The following is a 15,182-nucleotide window of genomic DNA, read 5'->3' as shown; positions in this document are numbered from 1 at the left end:
TCCGGGAGCGGGTGCGGGGGGTGTTTGGTGGTGATGTCCGGTCGGTGGATGCGTTGGATCGGGCGGTGGCGGATCCGGGTGATGCGTGGCGGGTGCGGGAGTTGGCGGCGGCGTTGGCGTGGTATGCCGAGCGGGATGAGGGGTTCGCGGCCGAGGTGGTGGGGTGGGCGCAGGAGTACGGGCCTGCTGCGGGGGTGGTGCAGAACATTCATGCGGGTCGGGACGCCTATACGGCGGGCCGGGATATGACGGTGCAGCAGCGGCCGGAGACCGATCCAGCCTCGGAGTGAGAGCGTGATGTCGCCCCACGGGGAAGGTGCAGCGGTGCCCGGTGCAGGGAAGCGGTCTGATGCGGGCCGGGATGCCTACACCGCCGCCCGGGACTTGACCGTCAACTTCAATGCGCCTGGGCCGGGAGGGGCGCGCTTGGGGGGTCGGGGGTTGTTGTGGGCTCCGCTGGGCAGGTTGCCTGAGCAGGTGCGGGGCCGTGATTTGTTGCTGGCCCGGTTGGAGGCGCTGGTCCGGGAGCCGAATGGGCGGGCGCAGGTGCTGGCGGGTCTGGGAGGTACGGGCAAGTCGACGGTGGCGTTGCGGGTCGTTGAGGTGGCTTTGGGGCTGGGCCGGCGGGTGTGGTGGGTGCCGGGGGTGGATGCGTCGTCGTTGACGTCAGCGTTGTTGGGGTTGGCGCAGGCGTTGGGGGCGGATGCCGCGCAGGTGGAGAGGGCGCGGGCGGGGCGGGTGGATCCGTGTGATGTGGTGTGGCCGGTGCTGGAGACTGATCCGGGTTGGGTGCTGGTAATCGACAATGCCGATGATGTGCGGGCGTTGGCGGTGGCGGGCCGGCCGGTGAGGGACGGCAACGGGTGGGTGCGGTCCACGAGGGCGGGGTTGGTGATGGTGACCACCCGCGACGCTGATCCGCGGCATTGGGGCCGGGGAGCGGAGGTGCATCGGGTGGGGTGGCTGCCGGAAGCGGATGGTGCGAGTGTGCTGCTGGACCTTGCACCCGAGGCTGGTACACCTGCGGAGGCCGAGGGGTTGTCGTTCCGGTTGGGTGGGCTGGCGTTGGCGTTGCACCATGCGGGGTCGCAGCTGAGTTCCCCGTTCTCCCAGGAACGCACCTTCACTGGCTACCTGCGGGCGTTGGGGACCGGCTTTCCGGCGTTGCTGGCCTCTGGCGGCTTGGATGATCGTGAGGTGGTGACCAGCACGTGGGAGTTGTCGCTGGACCAGCTGGCGGATGCCGGATTTGAGCAGGCGCGCGGGTTGCTGGGGGTGCTCGTGTGGTTCGCCGGTGCGGTGCCGATCCCGGTGGCCGGGTTGGATCACCAGGTGCTCGGCCGGGTGTGCGGGGAGCAGGGCGTTGCGGGTGTGGGGGTGGGGCTGGAGGCGTTGCTGTCGGCCGGGCTGATCGAGAACCGTCTCGCTCCCGGTGAGACACCGGCTGGACAGGCAGCGGGGGGCGGGGTGATGGTGCATCCGTTGGTCGCCGAGACCACACGCCACCGCCTAAAGGTCAGCGACGCAGCGGGTGTGGCGGCTGCAGTAGCCGTGGAGCTGCTGGCGGTCGCGACCGACGAGTTGGACATGGGGCGGCCCCAGGACTGGCCGGTGTGGACCGCGTGGCTGCCGCACCTGGAGGAGTTCCTGACCTACGCGTCGCCGTTCCTGGAGCATTCCTCGCTTGCGACGCTCGCCACCTCGTCAAGGAACGCGGTGGCCGCGCTGACCTGGGCTGGCTCGTACCCTGCAGCTCTGGAGCTCGCCAAGGCTGGCGAACGTCACACGCAACGCCTGGACCAGGATCACATCGCAGCTATCGATCTGCGGTACTGGCAGGCAGCGGCCCATCGGTTCCTCGGCGACGTCGCCGAGGCCGAACCCCTCTTCCGCGAGGTTCTCCAGGTACAGGAGCGGGTGCGGGGCAGCGACCACCCCGATACCCTGACTACCCGGCATGATATTGCTCGGGTGGTGGCCGAGCGGGGGGATACGGCTGAGGCCGAACGCCTCTTCCGCGAGGTCCTCCAAGTACGGGAGCGGGTGCTGGGCAGCGACCACCCCAACACCCTTTCGACTCGGCACGAGATCGCCCGGATGGTGGCTAGACGGGGGGATACGGCCGAGTCCGAACGCCTTCACCGCGGGGTTCTCCAAGTACGGGAGCGGGTGTTAGGCAGCGACCACCCCGATACCCTGACCACCCGGTATGACATCGCTCGGGTGGTGGCCGAGCGGGGGGATACGGCTGAGGCCGAACGCCTCTTCCGCGAGGTCCTCCAAGCACGGGAGCGGGTGCTGGGCAGCGACCACCCCAACACCCTAAACACCCGGCATGACATTGCCTGGGTGGTGGCCAGACGGGGGGATACGGCCGAGGCCGAACGCCTCTACCGCGAGGTCCTCCAAGCACGGGAGCGGGTGCTGGGCAGCGACCACCCCAACACCCTAAACACCCGGCATGACATTGCCTGGGTGGTGGCCGAGCGGGGGGATACGGCTGAGGCCGAACGCCTCTTCCGCGAGGTCCTCCAAGCACGGGAGCGGGTGCTGGGCAGCGACCACACCAGCACTCAGATCACTGCGCGTGCTCTGCGCAATCTGACTTTGCTTACGGACGACTACCGCGACGGATAGCAACCCGGCGTGGCTAGCCTTCCGATCGACATCGCGAAGTACACGGGGATCATCTGCGCCGTACCCTCAGCTGCGCCCGTTGCCAACTGAGAGACCGGTCAGCTTTGTGTTAACCGTGAGACCGGCAGGACCATGTATCAGGTCGGCCGCTGCCTGATGGCCGGGGCGTCGGCTGACTCGATCACTGTCATGAAGCTGCTTCTGGCGGTTTCCGCCTGCACATACGCGAAGACCCTGCATTTAGCTAATGCGCTGGTGGCGGGGTTTCTAGGCACTTCACCCTAAGTGCCTACGGCAGGATTCGAACCTGCGACACCCGCTTTAGGAGAGAGGCTGGGTGATCTCGTACCTGAACTGCGGCTTTGCTGGCCGAAGAAGCGAGCGGCTACTCGACTCCTGGGCGCCGGTGTTGACCGTGGCAGACCCCTGTATCTGGCACAGCTGTGGCATGAACCTCAGCCGCCGACAGTCAGCCACGACGGTGGGCGCGCCGACCGAACAAGCGAGCGTGTGCCTCGTTGTACCCTCACCGGCCTGCGTCACGCTGCCCGTGTCGGCAATCAGAGCAAGCCACCACGGCCGGCACGTGAGGCACTAATCGCCTGATGGGTGCTCGGGCCTGTGAATTTTTGCCAGGGCGACTTTGAAGCCAGATTTTCGCAGGTCGGAAGCTCGCTGCACGAGATTGACTTTGCTGAAGAAATAGAGCGCGTCGCCAATCTTGCCTGCCTTTTCGGTGGCGATAGCGAGCACCATCCTCTTGTTCCGATCTACTTCCGATCCGTCGTTGCCCCACTTCGAGGAAATCAGCCCCTTGATGTAGTCGGCGTAACCGACCGCATGCTTTCCTTGCCCAACTGCGTTGGCTGCATAAAGGTCTGCGGAAACTGCAGCCTGACTGAATAGGTGGGAAAGGGTTGGAGAACCCTCCATGCGCTTAACGCAAACGAAGTCCAGGTCGGAGGTTATGAAGTCGCATATTTCGATCTTCTGATGTGGCCCTCCAATCAGAAAGTTTTTGGCGTCTAGGGGTATGTATCCGCGCGAAGTGGAGACTGTTTCGTTGTAGTCCCCCTCGTCTCCGTATTTCCCGTCACCGTCTGGGAGCCAGTCCGGAAGTTTGATTTCTTTGGTTACGTCCTCGATTTTGGCTACCTCGGCATTTATCTCCTGTACGTAGTCCGAAGCGATTTTGAACCACTGCCCCAGGCAAAGGGCATAGGTATCGTCATCGATATTCTGCTCGAAAACGAAGTACTCTGTGAGTGACCTCTTAGTTCGGATGGGATTGTCGGAGTCGTCAATGGGAATTATCTTCAGCTTCGGCAGCTTCTCCTCAAGGTCATTGATTGGGATCTGCGTCAGTACGCTTTCGAGATCTAGTTCCTCGATAGGCTCACGGTTTCGCTTACGGTCTCCGAAGATCTTCCAGTAGCCAACCTCGGCCCCTAGAAGGTCGTCCGGGCAGGCTACTCCCAGCTTCTTCCCTTGCGGTGCCACGATTGCGTCCCTCAGGGCAGACCACAATTTGTCAATGATTGGATCGCCGACGGAAATTGGGACGAAGTTGTCAATGTATGGGAACTTCTCCTTATAGGCTTCAGAGGTGAATTGGTCCAGCAGGTGTGAAAGTAGTGTAGGGAATTGGCTAAGTTCCATCTTTGTTGTCAATGATAGTGATTGGGACCCGGCAACTCCTGAGGCCCAGCTAACTCCATCGCTGACATCTGCTTTGAGGTACCTAAGCCACTCTCGTTCCACCTCCACATCGAATTCTGCAACCCTTGTTCGACTGGCCGTTTGGCTCCTCTGTTGCCGCGAGTTCTCGCTAAGAGTTCTAACCTGGATCGCTGCAACCTTGAACGGGTCTGCCATATTTGCGGTTACTCGTAGCCCGAACTCTGGTTCAATCAATTCGTGATTGAGCATCGCATGTGCATACCCGAAACAAACTGCGAAGTATCGGTCGTATACCTTGAATAGGACGGCGACCGAGTTGTTGGAGTTCTTGAGGTCACTTACGGTGGTGAGCTTAGAAAGCATGGTGGCCCATTTAGGTTCCCGAGGCTCCGCAGGGAGGACCCAAATCTCACAGTCAAGGTCGACTCCGTCCCTCAAGCCACGCTTCTGTGGTGCACGTGATTCTTCCGGAAAGTCTCGCAGTAGTCCTTCAAAAGAATTGGCTTCGACCCGGAAAAGATAGATCGAAACGCGCATTGGCCCCCCTCGCGCCCACCTTCTGGACCGCCGATAGTCTCATGCCTCGCACTTTTGCGGTAGGGGTCCGTGTGCCGTGAAGTTAGGTCCGGAAGAAATGAGAATAAACGTTCGAGCCATCTCCCTGGTCGGTTGCGTTCGTGTCAGATGAGTCTTACGGGGCGAGTCAGGATCTGTCCTATTGCCCTGGGTCTTGCCAGGGATCTTGGTGAGCTGGGTTTTTGCTGGTCGGGGGCGATGGGCTCGTGAGCCTAGCGGTCGTCGGTGGTCGTCATTGGCCACTGCCGAGCGGCGTCGAACGGCCCAGGGACGGCCCAGACAACGGCCCGGCCACCGCTTCGGCGGCCTATGAGCTGATGGGCAACTCCCTTGCCTGCTGACGTGCTTGGGCCCGGAACTCCTTCAAGCGAGTATGAAACGGGTTGTGGCGGTTCTGATCGAGGTTTAGCGGGAGGTCGAGCTGAGAGATGAGCTGCGACTCCAGGTCCCACGGTTCGCTCCGCTCGATCCAGCAGACCCGCGCGTTGTCCGCCATCCATTGAGTCAGGGTGGCTTCGCCGGCCTTGCCGAAAGTCATCCGCTTGCCACTGCCCACGCGGCGCAGCTCAAGTCCGAGCAGGCATCCGAGGGTGAGCCTCAGCGTCGAGCCAGCCGCGTTGCCCCTGTAGTGGTAGCGCACCCGCTTGCGCAGGTTCTGCGTGCTGGTCCGGTTCGCCATGTACCGCGGGGCTATCCCGATGTAGAGCAGGCGCCCAGCCTCCAGATCCGGGTGTGGCGGCTGCTTGAAGTGCCACCCATAGACCCCTGCCGATCCCGGCACAGGACTCGGACGCTCCAAGATCTCTGGTGCAGACCACAACCGAATAGGACTGACGAGAGCGGTAGCCTCCACGAAGCCTCCAGACATGCCACGGTTGATCGTCGCAGGCTACTGGTCGACGCTGACAGAGCGTCTCCGGCTGCGTCACTCAGCTTGGGCGCTGCGAACGGCCCGGAACCAAGCTGAATGAGACGGGGACCTGATGGAACGAGTGGAAGCCGAGCTGTTCACCGATACCGGCAACGACGCTGTGGTGCGTCTGCCTGGCCGTCGCTTTCCTGGAGTCCTGGTCCACGGCGACACCCTCAGGATCCTCTCCGCCGACGTGGCCGAACTCGTCGAACTCTGCGCGGCCGGCGATCTGGAGGAGGCCCGCCAAGTGGCAAGCCTCCTCCAAGACGAACTCGGGGCGAAGCTACAGCGCTACACCGATGCTCTCGACGCCCATGGAGAGCGACACCCCTTCTGATCCGGATCGGTCAGTGAGGGGCAGATCGGTAATTGAGGAGCATGGGCGGGTCCTCTTAGACGGGGACTGGTTGCTGTGGTTGCGCTACTTCTCTGCTGTACGCGACTTGAGGTGCGCCGGGCGATCAGGCGCGGCGCCATGCTTCGAAGAGCTCGCTCACGGTCCAATGCCGTTCCAAACTCTCGCCGACTGGCCAGCACGACGCGCCATGCGCTCATCTCTGCGTCCCGTAGCCGGGGCGCTCGATGCCCTGACCCTACTCAGAAGAGGACGCAGTGCACTCCCGTCTTCGCCGAGGCAGGAATCGGACGAGTACTCGCCCATGAGGCACCGGTGTTGCCCGTGGCTGATCCCTGCATCTGGCACGCTTGTGGCACGCGGCCTCTTCGCGACGAGGATGTACCACTGAGCGGCTGCGACGGTCCGCAGAGCCTTATTTTGAGTGCTGCGTTAGGAGCTCAGGTACTGGGCTGTCCTTCTGACGCGGTGGTATTCACCGACGCAGGGCCTGCTTGGGACCGCTCTATGCGCCGCTGACGGGCACGGGCCACGCGAGCCGGGGACTCAAACAGGTCGTTCAGCACCTCATCCATGAGTGTCAAGATTTCTTCGGCCGCCTCGTGATCAACGGGGGTGAGATCGCCATGGGCTACCTCGTTGCCGCCGAAGCGCACTTCGTGTGCTGCTTCCTTGATGTGCCCACGTAGCAGGCCTAGTTGGTGGAGCTCATCGATCTTCGCGATCAAGCTCCCTCTGGTGACACCCTTTTCCTTCGCGGACGCCTCGACCACTGCACGGGCAAGTGCCACGGCAGCTCGGTCAGCCTTGATGCTCAGACAGTCGTGCGCCTCAACCGCGAGCGACTCGATCGCTGCGGGGACATCTGGGAACGTCCTGTTGGACTTCGTCGGGGGAAGCCACCGTGGCTGCTGGGCCTGAGGATGGTCCCAGAGATCAGAAGGTGCGTCGTCCCAATCATTCGTACGCTTGAAGTCTGTCCACCCGTAGGCGAGCACCAGCCGGCGGCAGTTCGCACATCGATAGGCTTCGAATCCCACGTTGAGACGGCTGTCCTGATCGGGGACCACTTCGGCACTGCCTACCGGTGTCATGTGAGCCAGCCGTCCGCACCATCCGCATGTCGTGCTCGCCATAGTCGGAGACTAGTGGGCAACGCCCCGATGGGCATAAGATTTGTGACCGTTGTGCTCGCGGACCAGAGCAGGCCGCAGCGCGGGCCCGTGCCGACAACTCAGGAGCGCTCAGCTTGGGAAGCTGCGGGCATTTGGGGGTGGTTCGGTCTTTGACCTGCGCGAACGGCTGGACCGCTACCTCCGAGGGCTAGGCCGCTTTCACCGTGAGTCCCCGGTATTCTCCGCCCTATCTGGTGCGGTTGTGGTGCAACCTCTCGGGCCCACACCCTTGCGCATCCTCTTGAGGCTCGCCAGCGGCAGACTGCCTGACTCGGCGATACCCGCGTTGTTGCTTCATTCGGCCTCTCCTGCGGCGTGGCCACAGCTACCATGCTGAGGTGGCGGAATCAGCGGAGCACCAGTTTTTATCTCAGTGCACAACAGAAGTCTTAGGGCGTCTCTCGCGCACTAACCTCTACGCATATGTTGAGGCTGAGCGTCGCAAGTTCGACTTTGCTTGCGAACTTCGCCGAGACTGGTCAAGGCCCCTTGTAGGGCAAACTCTTTGGAATCATACGGCTGGTGTTGACAAAGATGTTCGCACCATGTTGCTGGATGCCGAAGCCGATATTTGCGCGTATGTAGCAAGAGATACAATCAAGACTCGCAGACTTCTCTCAGAAGCTCTTCACGACTTCAGGTCTGGCAGTAATCTAGCTCGACCGCATCGCCTTCGCGTGTTCTGGGTCCCGGAGGATTTTGATGCTGACGATGAGTCCCAGTGTCATCTCGTGACCGACCTCCTTACGGAGCAGATCAGCCGAGATATCCTAATGAACATCGTTTTCGGTAATCTCACTGCTGAAGACGTGAGATTCTTTGTGCGCACGAGTGGTTTAGTGGGCCTCCATATTGCCCTTTTATTCTTCATTTCGACAGCCACTGAGGAGTACTCTAGGGTTCGTGACTTGGCGGAAAAATTGGAGGTGTCCCCAGGTGCGATCAGGGAACGCCTTATTAGGCTCTCAGGGTGCGGTTTCCTTAGGCAGTTCGGGGGCGGCGCTACTTTGGCGGGCGTTACTCTAAAAGGACGTGTATTTCTAGATTTCTGCGGCGTCCTCCGTTGCGAAGTCAGTTCGGAAAATATTTCGGCCGAGCTCTTACACCTGATGCGCTTGCTGGATATGCGTTACGCACCATCCGCCCTGAACTTCGCAAAGGAAAGTTTGCATCTTGCGGGACCGCTCCTTACTGAGGTGCCTGAAATGGTGACTGGTCGACTGGTGAGCACCGTTGCGGCAGCCGAAGAACGGTGGGGCGTCGACTTGAAAAATATTCCTCACGTGATTTACGAAGATAAGGATTGGGGTTTGGCGGGAGACGCACTCGCCCGACAATTCCGTGAGGAAAGTCGGCGCTATTCTTCATAGATTGGCGGAGCGGGCTTTTGGGGCTGAGGCGCAATTGAACGAGTCGTGGCCTGTCTTCTTGCACTGGGTCTTGTCGGGGATCTTGGTTAGCTAGTTTTTTTTGCTGCTCGGGGGCGGTGGGATCGTGCGCCTGGTGGTCGTTGTTGGTCGTCATTGGCCACTGTCGAGCGGCGTCGGACGGCCCACGGACGGCCCAGCTTTTCAGTCTGAGTGGGCGGTCCGCTGGCTTCAGCGCGAAGGTCGCCTCTTCGGGGGGACCGGGCCTGGGATCACGTCTTTACCAAGGTGTTCCTTGATCAGGTACTTGAGTTCCGGCCCTTCGATGAGCTGGAGCCGACCATGTTGGCGGGCAAAGTCGTGGCTGGCCCTGCCGAACCATGATGTGGTGATCAGGACCCCCTTGGCGGCACGCTTGTGCTCGACCACTCCGGCGAGCGCCTGGACGGACTCCACGCCCACGAGCTTGCTGTAGCGCTTTGCCTGAATGATGCATTCACCGTTGAAGACGGGGTCCTTGCTGACAGCCACCGCATCAACGCCCTCGTCTTTGGACGCCTGGGTGTTCCAAGCTTCCATGCCGATCGCCTCGAACAGTTGGCGGATGAGGTGCTCGAACTCGGTGGGTGTCAGCTTCACCAGCACGGGCCTGCTGTCCAGGCCGGCCACTACATCCATGCTGTCCATCAGTCGATACTTCGTCAGATCAAACTCGACGATGGGACGGATTGGTTCGAGGTCATAAGGGTTGGGAGAAACCAACGCGTTGAGTCCACGCAGGCACTGTGCCGGGTCGACCTGACTGAGACGGAGCTTCCCGAACTGCTCCCTACTGGCACTGAGCGTCACCAGGCAGGGTGAGACTTCCTGGCCGGTGGCCCGGTCGACGGTCTTCACATGGCCGTTCAGGATCACGCCGTTAACGACTCGGTCCGGATCGCTCGTCAGGACCTCGTGGACTGTCCTCAGAGCGACTTGCGCCAGGACGGAAGCGTAGATCTCTTTGCGCTCCTTCTCCGGACGAGGCAGCACGGTCGTCTCGTCTCGATTCTTCGCATACCGATAGCCCCGCGCGGCAGGAACGATCGCCTCCGGAGGCAAGTGGATCTCAACGAGCACGTCACCTGTGGCAGGCCGGAAGGCGATCCGATGCTCGTGCGGGAACCCCATCGGATACTTCGACGCATCCAGAACGGCACCTAGATGCGCCTCGACCGCAGCGGGCTCCCCGGCCCGGTATGCCTCGCGCTCCTCGTCCAACTTCCTATTGAAGGCCGCCACTTCGTCAGCAGCCTGTTCTTCGGCTTGGCGGTGCTCGGCACGCTTCCGCTCCAGTGTCGCCAGCCGCTTCTCTTCCGATCGGCCGTGGCGTTCTTGTGCCTCACCGAACCTCACACGCGCCTGGGCAACCTCGGCCTCATAGCGTTTCCTGCCAAGGCCCAGGACAGCAGACAAGCCACCAGGCTCCGGCGGTGCGAACTCCTCCCACCGCGGGGAAGGCTCCGATCGGGACCAGCGACGCTCATCCAGAACTTTGGGCGTATGGGTCTTCCGCCGGCGCTCAAAAGTCGTCGGCGGGTCACCCACCAACGCATCCCGGAGCAACTGCCCCAGCTGCTCCACCTCGTGCTCAACCCCGATCGTGCGCACCTGCGCCTGCTCGGCTTGCTGCTCCTGATACGCGACCTTCCGCTCGCGTTCCTGCCGCTTGCTGGCTGCTTCAGCAGCCTTGCGTTCCCGCTCAGCTTGCCGTGCCTGTTGCTCTTGAGCACGTCGTAACGCCTGCTGCTGCCTCTGGTAGTCGCTGCCTCGGCCGCCCCGTTGTGCCACCTGTCCACCCCTCCCCTGGCCCTACTCCGCCACAGGGCTGCATTCTCCGTCCCCATCGCAGAATCACGCAATGCGGAAATGCCACCCTCAGCCCGCCCACTTGGTGCACTGTGGACTCAGATCGTCTGCACCTCAACCGACGACAGTCAGTCACGATGGCGGGTTTGCCGACTAAATAGGTGCGCGTGTGTCTCGCTGCACCCACACGGGCCTCAACCACGCTGTCGTAATGTCGTCGACCAGAGGACCCAGGGCAGCCAGCCCGTGAGCACGATGCATAAGCCATCAGCTTGGGAAGCTGCGATCGCTCATGGCCGACTCGGTCGCTGACCTGCGTGAAAAGGTGGGTTGCGACTGCGCTGGTGGCTCTCGTTTCACCGTGATTCCCCGTTGTTTCCCGCCTCTTCTGGTGCGCTTGTGGTGCGTCCTTCGAAAGAGATTCAACGCTACTTCGACTTGGAGGTTTGGAGGGCCTGTTCTGCCATTCTGACTGCGAGCCGCCTGACTTCGCTGACTGGCGGGTACATGGAATCGGTAGTAATAGGAGGTGTTGTTTCAGCTAGAAGACTCCTCAAGTCGCGCTTCCATTGGGCCGGAATCCGAATGGTCCATCCGGTGGCAGGCCAGTTCTTGCTAAGTTGAGTAGCGCGTAGTGGGAAGTCAATGCTGAGGGTGGTCACATTGGTGCGCTCACTTGCGGGGAGCGTCTTTCCAGCTGGGCGATTCATTGTCATCTTTGGGTAACTAGCAATAAGCCCGCCGAGTAGAAATCTTCCGCGCTGGGCGCGCATTCGAGGGTCCAAGACGTGCCCCTTGTCCACGGCTACTCGTGTGGTCCAGTCTCCCTTTGCTCGCGTCTCCCCGCGCCTCGCATCTTCCCATGCAAGTTTATCTTTCTCTGACAGATCAATAACATGTTGATCCGCTGGATCGTTCTTTAGATGAATAAGAAATAACCGCCCGTCCGTGTCGTCATCGCGGTCTACCGCGAAGAACAAGGCTTCATGAGGACGTTCAGAAACGTCGATGAGTCGAGTCGGGATACCGTGATGTTGTAGAACTGACAGGAGCTCGCCATCTTTCATCAACCGACCAAGACCTTGCTTTTTCATCTCGTCGAGAATGGCTTGCTCCGCAGCATGCATCATTCCTTCATTGACACGCTGACCCTGTGCCTGATAGCAGAGTCGGTAGAGACTTGACGAGAGCGCATAGCTGGCATTCGGCTGGCCTCTATAGAAGATTAGTTTCTCGCGATCCTCATATGATGGCAATGGCGTGGTAGACCCTTTGATTGTGCCTGCAGCTCCATTATTCAGCCAATCCCATAGTTGGTCGGCTGACTGCAGTCCGATGCGGTCGTTCAATTCTCGTTCCGAGAAGTACTGATCCGCTACAGTCTGCGCAGTACCGCGAAACCTCATCGTTAGGCTCGGAAGAACAGCATTTGCTGCCCCGGATACAGTCTCGGAAGGGGTCGTCATGTCAGAGATATTAGACCTCCTAGCGGTGTGGCCGACCTCGCCCCGGTCTGGTCGCTTGCCATCACAACATCCACAACTGATCTTGGGGGCCCTGACCTGCGGCAGTCTTATCGAGCAATGTTGTAGCCTGTTATCGAACTGTCACTACCTGTCAACATTGGTCACGATTGAGCGCCCTTCCGTGACCCGAGGAGGGCCTCGGTGGACACTCGTGCGAGGGAAGGCTGACTTGCGTCGTTGAAAATGAGTACCTCTCAGACCATAGATACCTTAGACTCGCTGTTGTGGAAATCGATGGCACCAAGCTGCTTCAACTCCTTTATCGGTTTACAGAGCATCTCGACGACTCCCTTAGCGTGGTATCGCTGGCCCACTGGGGGGCACACTTTTCGATAGAGCACGTTGAGCTCATGGAGCTGGTGCTGCAGGATGATTTCGCGCCAATGGGGAGTAAGCCTACGGCCGAGCAGAAAGCTGAGGCCGCAAAGCGAGCGCAGTTCGCTAAGCGTGAGAAAGAGCGAGGCTTTCCACTGCTGCACGGGCAGGCGTTGATGGGAATGTGGGGGGTGCTTGAAGCATTCGTTGAAGATTTTTGTGTATTTTGCCTGGAGAACTTTCCAGAATCACTTCGAAGTGCAAGCCTAAAGAAGATCAAAATTTCCCTTTCTGACTTCATGGGGTTTTCGGAGTCTGACAGGTTGAGATACCTGGTGACTGAGATACAGAGGGAAAAGAAGGTCGGCCTGCGGTCCGGTATAGCAGTTTTCGAGGATTTGCTTAATTCAATTGAGATCAGCGGGGAGCCGCAGAGCCGCCTTGCTGGAGAAGTTGATCGACGAGTCAGAGACCTCCTTTACGAGGCCCAGCAGATCCGTAATGCTCTTGCTCATCGGAGCGGGATTGCGGACCGACGGCTCTGTGAAGCATGCCCTAACCTACGACTCATTCCGGGCCAGCGAATCCTTCTCAGCCTCGACTATATCGAGACTCTTGATGCAGCTATCAGGGTGTACGTGCTGACCATCTTGAACAGAGTTCTCTCGATAACCGGAAAATCGCCGCTTATGGAGTCTCCTCCGGGATTTGAAGGGGCGCTCAACGTGAAATATCCACCTCCTGTTATGTGAAATACCCCCTCTCGGGGGATTTAGGAGGTCGGCGGAGCGGGTTTGGGGTGGCGCTGCTTTGGCGCGAGTGATCATGGCCCTCGTAAGCTTCCGGCGCGTCGGGCAGTCTGTGGACCTGCCCGGTAAAGCACGACGTTGGGGCCATGATCTTCGAGGCTCGCGCCAAAGTGGCTCCGTAAAGCCGTGGAGCCGACCGCCCCAGCCACGACGTACCCCATCTCTGACATCAGGCGGCTGCATGCTTTGAGCGCGGCACGGGCGCTGGCCGGGCTGGAGCGGGGCGGAGACAGGAGCGCAGGCCCGGCCGGGGGCCGTGCCGCGCGCGGGGAGCGGAGCGAGCCGCCTTGATGAAGTAGGGAAAGTTCTACCGCGCACTCTGAGCGTCTTTGATCATCGGCGTCGGGCAACCTACTCACGTGAGTAGGTACAGGGCTACGCTTGCTGCGCCTGATGACGTCAGGACGTTGCGACGACAAGGAGCGTGCTCACGGGATGGGACCGAAGTCTGAGCGGGTCTACCGCACGATTCGCGAGTGGATCACGGCAGGCAAGTACCAACCCGGCGCCAAGCTCCCCTCTGAGCGCACCCTGTCCGAGGAACTAGAGATCGGTCGCACCGCCCTTCGTCAGGTGCTGGCGAAGCTGGTCGCTGAGGGCGCCGTCGAAGTGCACGGCCGTAGTTCGTACCGCGTACCCGATCGGTCCGTGACCACGGAGACACCGACGGACGTCGAGCCCTGGCAGATCCATGGCGAGCGGACGTTGTACGACAACCGTTGGGTGAAGCTCGGTCTCGTCGATGTCGAGCCGCCCGGCGTCGAGCGCTTTGAACATCACGTCGTACGGCTGCATCACGTGGCCATCGCTGCCGTTATCGACGATCAGGACCGTGTCCTGATGGTGTGGCGGTACCGCTTCGTCCCTCAGTCCTTCGGCTGGGAGCTCCCTGGAGGGATCGTGGACGAGGGGGAGAGCTCCTTGCAGGCGGCTCTGCGTGAGGTCGAGGAAGAGACCGGCTGGCGGCCCGACGGGCTTGAGCATGTGGTCTCGTATCAGCCGATGGTTGGCATGGTCGACTCCCCGCACGAGATCTTTGTGGGCCAGGGCGCGAAGCTCGTCGGCGAACCGACCGACCTGGAGGAAGCCGGGCACATCGCCTGGGTTCCCCTCGCCGACATCCCTGGCCTGATGGCTCGCGGTGAACTCATGGGGTCAGGAACCCTCGTTGCCCTGCTGCACGTGCTCGCTTCCCGGGGCGCCGGCGCTTCGCCTACAGCCGCTGAGTGAGCTGTTCGATTCGGCGGCGGTGGCGCACGGACCCCGTACGGCTTGCCACCAAGCGGGCTTGGCGCAGGTGCTCGTGCGCCTGGTCGTACTCGCCGCGGGCCACGTGCGCCTGCGCGAGATCACAGCGCAGTCCTGCTGATGCCCGGATGAACGTTGGATCGGTCGCTTCCAAGGCGGTGTACAGGCTGCCTACCGCTTCTTCGTCGCCTATCAGGGCCAGTGCGTTGCCTCGCCACCTGGCCAGGTGACCGCCGTTGAGGAAGATGCTCAGCATGTCGGGATCGCGGGCTTCCTCGCCAGACGGTAGGCACTTCATCGCGTTGTCGAGTGCGCGACGGCACTCATCCTGGAGCCCTGCTCTTGCGCAGATCTCGGCTTCGGCCGCGTACAGCCATGCCCTGAGCCGCGGGGACATGGCCTTGCCGCCGAGTCGCTGCGCGTCCCGTACCAACTCGACAGCCATCGGAGCCCGGCCCGCATCGCAGAGTACGTATGCCTGCTCCGCGGTCGCGTGAGCCAGATACATCGGCTCGTCTGCCTCCTGGGCGGCCCGCTTGCCCAACTCGTAGTGCCGCCAGGCTCGTTCGACCGCTCCGACGTCGAGCGCCTGCCATGCCGCCAAGGTCGCCGCTCCGGCTAACGCCACGGCTACCGGGCGTCGCGTCTCGGGCAGTACGGCGAACGTGAGGGCGTCGGGCCTTGTCCCCGCGGAGTGGACACCTGTTCGTGTTGTTATGCAGCGAGTGTCAGG

12 protein-coding genes and 1 tRNA gene are annotated in these 15,182 nt (G+C 61.3%); 6 read left to right on the top strand and 7 right to left on the bottom strand.

Going from position 1 to position 15,182, the window contains the following annotated elements; genetic code table 11:
• Together ACLVWQ_RS28600 and ACLVWQ_RS28595 are read left to right on the top strand one after the other, a co-directional pair.
• On the top strand, nucleotides 1-290 hold a 290-nt coding region (locus tag ACLVWQ_RS28600), incomplete at its 5' end, for a hypothetical protein (RefSeq protein ID WP_414112090.1).
• Nucleotides 291-465: 175 nt separating this feature from the next.
• A complete protein-coding gene (locus ACLVWQ_RS28595) occupies nucleotides 466-2,637 on the top strand; it encodes a tetratricopeptide repeat protein (protein WP_414112089.1) in 2,172 nt (723 codons plus the stop codon).
• A 286-nt stretch (nucleotides 2,638-2,923) separates the two neighbouring features.
• On the opposite strand, the gene ACLVWQ_RS28590 is transcribed toward ACLVWQ_RS28595, so the two are convergent.
• From ACLVWQ_RS28590 to ACLVWQ_RS28580, 3 genes are all read right to left on the bottom strand, one after another.
• Nucleotides 2,924-2,998, bottom strand: a tRNA-Arg gene (locus tag ACLVWQ_RS28590).
• Between the two features lie 233 nt (nucleotides 2,999-3,231).
• Nucleotides 3,232-4,854 carry a TIGR04141 family sporadically distributed protein gene (locus ACLVWQ_RS28585; RefSeq protein WP_414112088.1) on the bottom strand — a complete coding sequence of 541 codons (1,623 nt, stop codon included), beginning with the start codon at nucleotides 4,852-4,854 and terminating at the stop codon, nucleotides 3,232-3,234.
• 346 nt (nucleotides 4,855-5,200) lie between these two features.
• Nucleotides 5,201-5,572 carry a GIY-YIG nuclease family protein gene (locus ACLVWQ_RS28580; RefSeq protein ID WP_414112087.1) on the bottom strand — a complete coding sequence of 124 codons (372 nt, stop codon included), beginning with the start codon at nucleotides 5,570-5,572 and terminating at the stop codon, nucleotides 5,201-5,203.
• Between the two features lie 304 nt (nucleotides 5,573-5,876).
• Between ACLVWQ_RS28580 and ACLVWQ_RS28575 the strand changes: the two genes are divergently transcribed.
• Nucleotides 5,877-6,143 carry a DUF6959 family protein gene (locus ACLVWQ_RS28575; protein ID WP_414112086.1) on the top strand — a complete coding sequence of 89 codons (267 nt, stop codon included), beginning with the start codon at nucleotides 5,877-5,879 and terminating at the stop codon, nucleotides 6,141-6,143.
• A 458-nt stretch (nucleotides 6,144-6,601) separates the two neighbouring features.
• Here ACLVWQ_RS28575 and ACLVWQ_RS28570 read toward each other — a convergent pair whose 3' ends face one another.
• Nucleotides 6,602-7,297, bottom strand: a complete 696-nt coding sequence (locus ACLVWQ_RS28570; protein WP_414112085.1) for a DUF4145 domain-containing protein — start codon at nucleotides 7,295-7,297, stop codon at nucleotides 6,602-6,604.
• Nucleotides 7,298-7,674: 377 nt separating this feature from the next.
• On the opposite strand from ACLVWQ_RS28570, the gene ACLVWQ_RS28565 reads away from it, so the two are divergent.
• On the top strand, nucleotides 7,675-8,706 hold the full coding sequence (locus ACLVWQ_RS28565) for a hypothetical protein (protein WP_414112084.1): 1,032 nt from the start codon (nucleotides 7,675-7,677) through the stop codon (nucleotides 8,704-8,706).
• 228 nt (nucleotides 8,707-8,934) lie between these two features.
• On the opposite strand, the gene ACLVWQ_RS28560 is transcribed toward ACLVWQ_RS28565, so the two are convergent.
• Both ACLVWQ_RS28560 and ACLVWQ_RS28555 read right to left on the bottom strand, forming a co-directional pair.
• Nucleotides 8,935-10,533 (bottom strand): restriction endonuclease, encoded by a 1,599-nt coding sequence (locus tag ACLVWQ_RS28560; protein ID WP_414112083.1) that lies wholly within the window; start codon nucleotides 10,531-10,533, stop codon nucleotides 8,935-8,937.
• 446 nt (nucleotides 10,534-10,979) lie between these two features.
• A complete protein-coding gene (locus ACLVWQ_RS28555; protein ID WP_414112082.1) occupies nucleotides 10,980-12,017 on the bottom strand; it encodes an FRG domain-containing protein in 1,038 nt (345 codons plus the stop codon).
• A 284-nt stretch (nucleotides 12,018-12,301) separates the two neighbouring features.
• Between ACLVWQ_RS28555 and ACLVWQ_RS28550 the strand changes: the two genes are divergently transcribed.
• Both ACLVWQ_RS28550 and ACLVWQ_RS28545 read left to right on the top strand, forming a co-directional pair.
• Nucleotides 12,302-13,144, top strand: a complete 843-nt coding sequence (locus ACLVWQ_RS28550; RefSeq protein ID WP_414112081.1) for a hypothetical protein — start codon at nucleotides 12,302-12,304, stop codon at nucleotides 13,142-13,144.
• A gap of 492 nt (nucleotides 13,145-13,636) precedes the next feature.
• Entirely contained in the window at nucleotides 13,637-14,431 is a 795-nt protein-coding gene (locus ACLVWQ_RS28545; protein ID WP_414112091.1) for an NUDIX domain-containing protein, read from the top strand.
• Here ACLVWQ_RS28545 and ACLVWQ_RS28540 read toward each other — a convergent pair.
• Nucleotides 14,415-15,182: XRE family transcriptional regulator (locus ACLVWQ_RS28540; RefSeq protein WP_414112080.1), on the bottom strand; the 768-nt coding region annotated here is incomplete at its 5' end. The genes ACLVWQ_RS28545 and ACLVWQ_RS28540 overlap by 17 nt on opposite strands.

It is taken from the genome of Streptomyces sp. CWNU-52B, from assembly GCF_047444975.1.
GTDB lineage: Bacteria > Actinomycetota > Actinomycetes > Streptomycetales > Streptomycetaceae > Streptomyces.
The sequence above is the reverse complement of the archived record's forward strand: the minus strand, read 5'-3'. Positions and strand labels throughout refer to the sequence as shown.

Excerpts from the sequence above, each read along its gene's own strand:
- ACLVWQ_RS28585 (WP_414112088.1), bottom strand. The coding sequence starts at position 4,854 with ATGCGCGTTTCGATCTATCTTTTCCGGGTCGAAGCCAATTCTTTTGAA.
- ACLVWQ_RS28580 (WP_414112087.1), bottom strand. The coding sequence starts at position 5,572 with ATGGCGAACCGGACCAGCACGCAGAACCTGCGCAAGCGGGTGCGCTAC.
- ACLVWQ_RS28575 (WP_414112086.1), top strand. The coding sequence starts at position 5,877 with ATGGAACGAGTGGAAGCCGAGCTGTTCACCGATACCGGCAACGACGCT.
- ACLVWQ_RS28570 (WP_414112085.1), bottom strand. The coding sequence starts at position 7,297 with ATGGCGAGCACGACATGCGGATGGTGCGGACGGCTGGCTCACATGACA.
- ACLVWQ_RS28555 (WP_414112082.1), bottom strand. The coding sequence starts at position 12,017 with ATGACGACCCCTTCCGAGACTGTATCCGGGGCAGCAAATGCTGTTCTT.
- ACLVWQ_RS28545 (WP_414112091.1), top strand. The coding sequence starts at position 13,637 with ATGGGACCGAAGTCTGAGCGGGTCTACCGCACGATTCGCGAGTGGATC.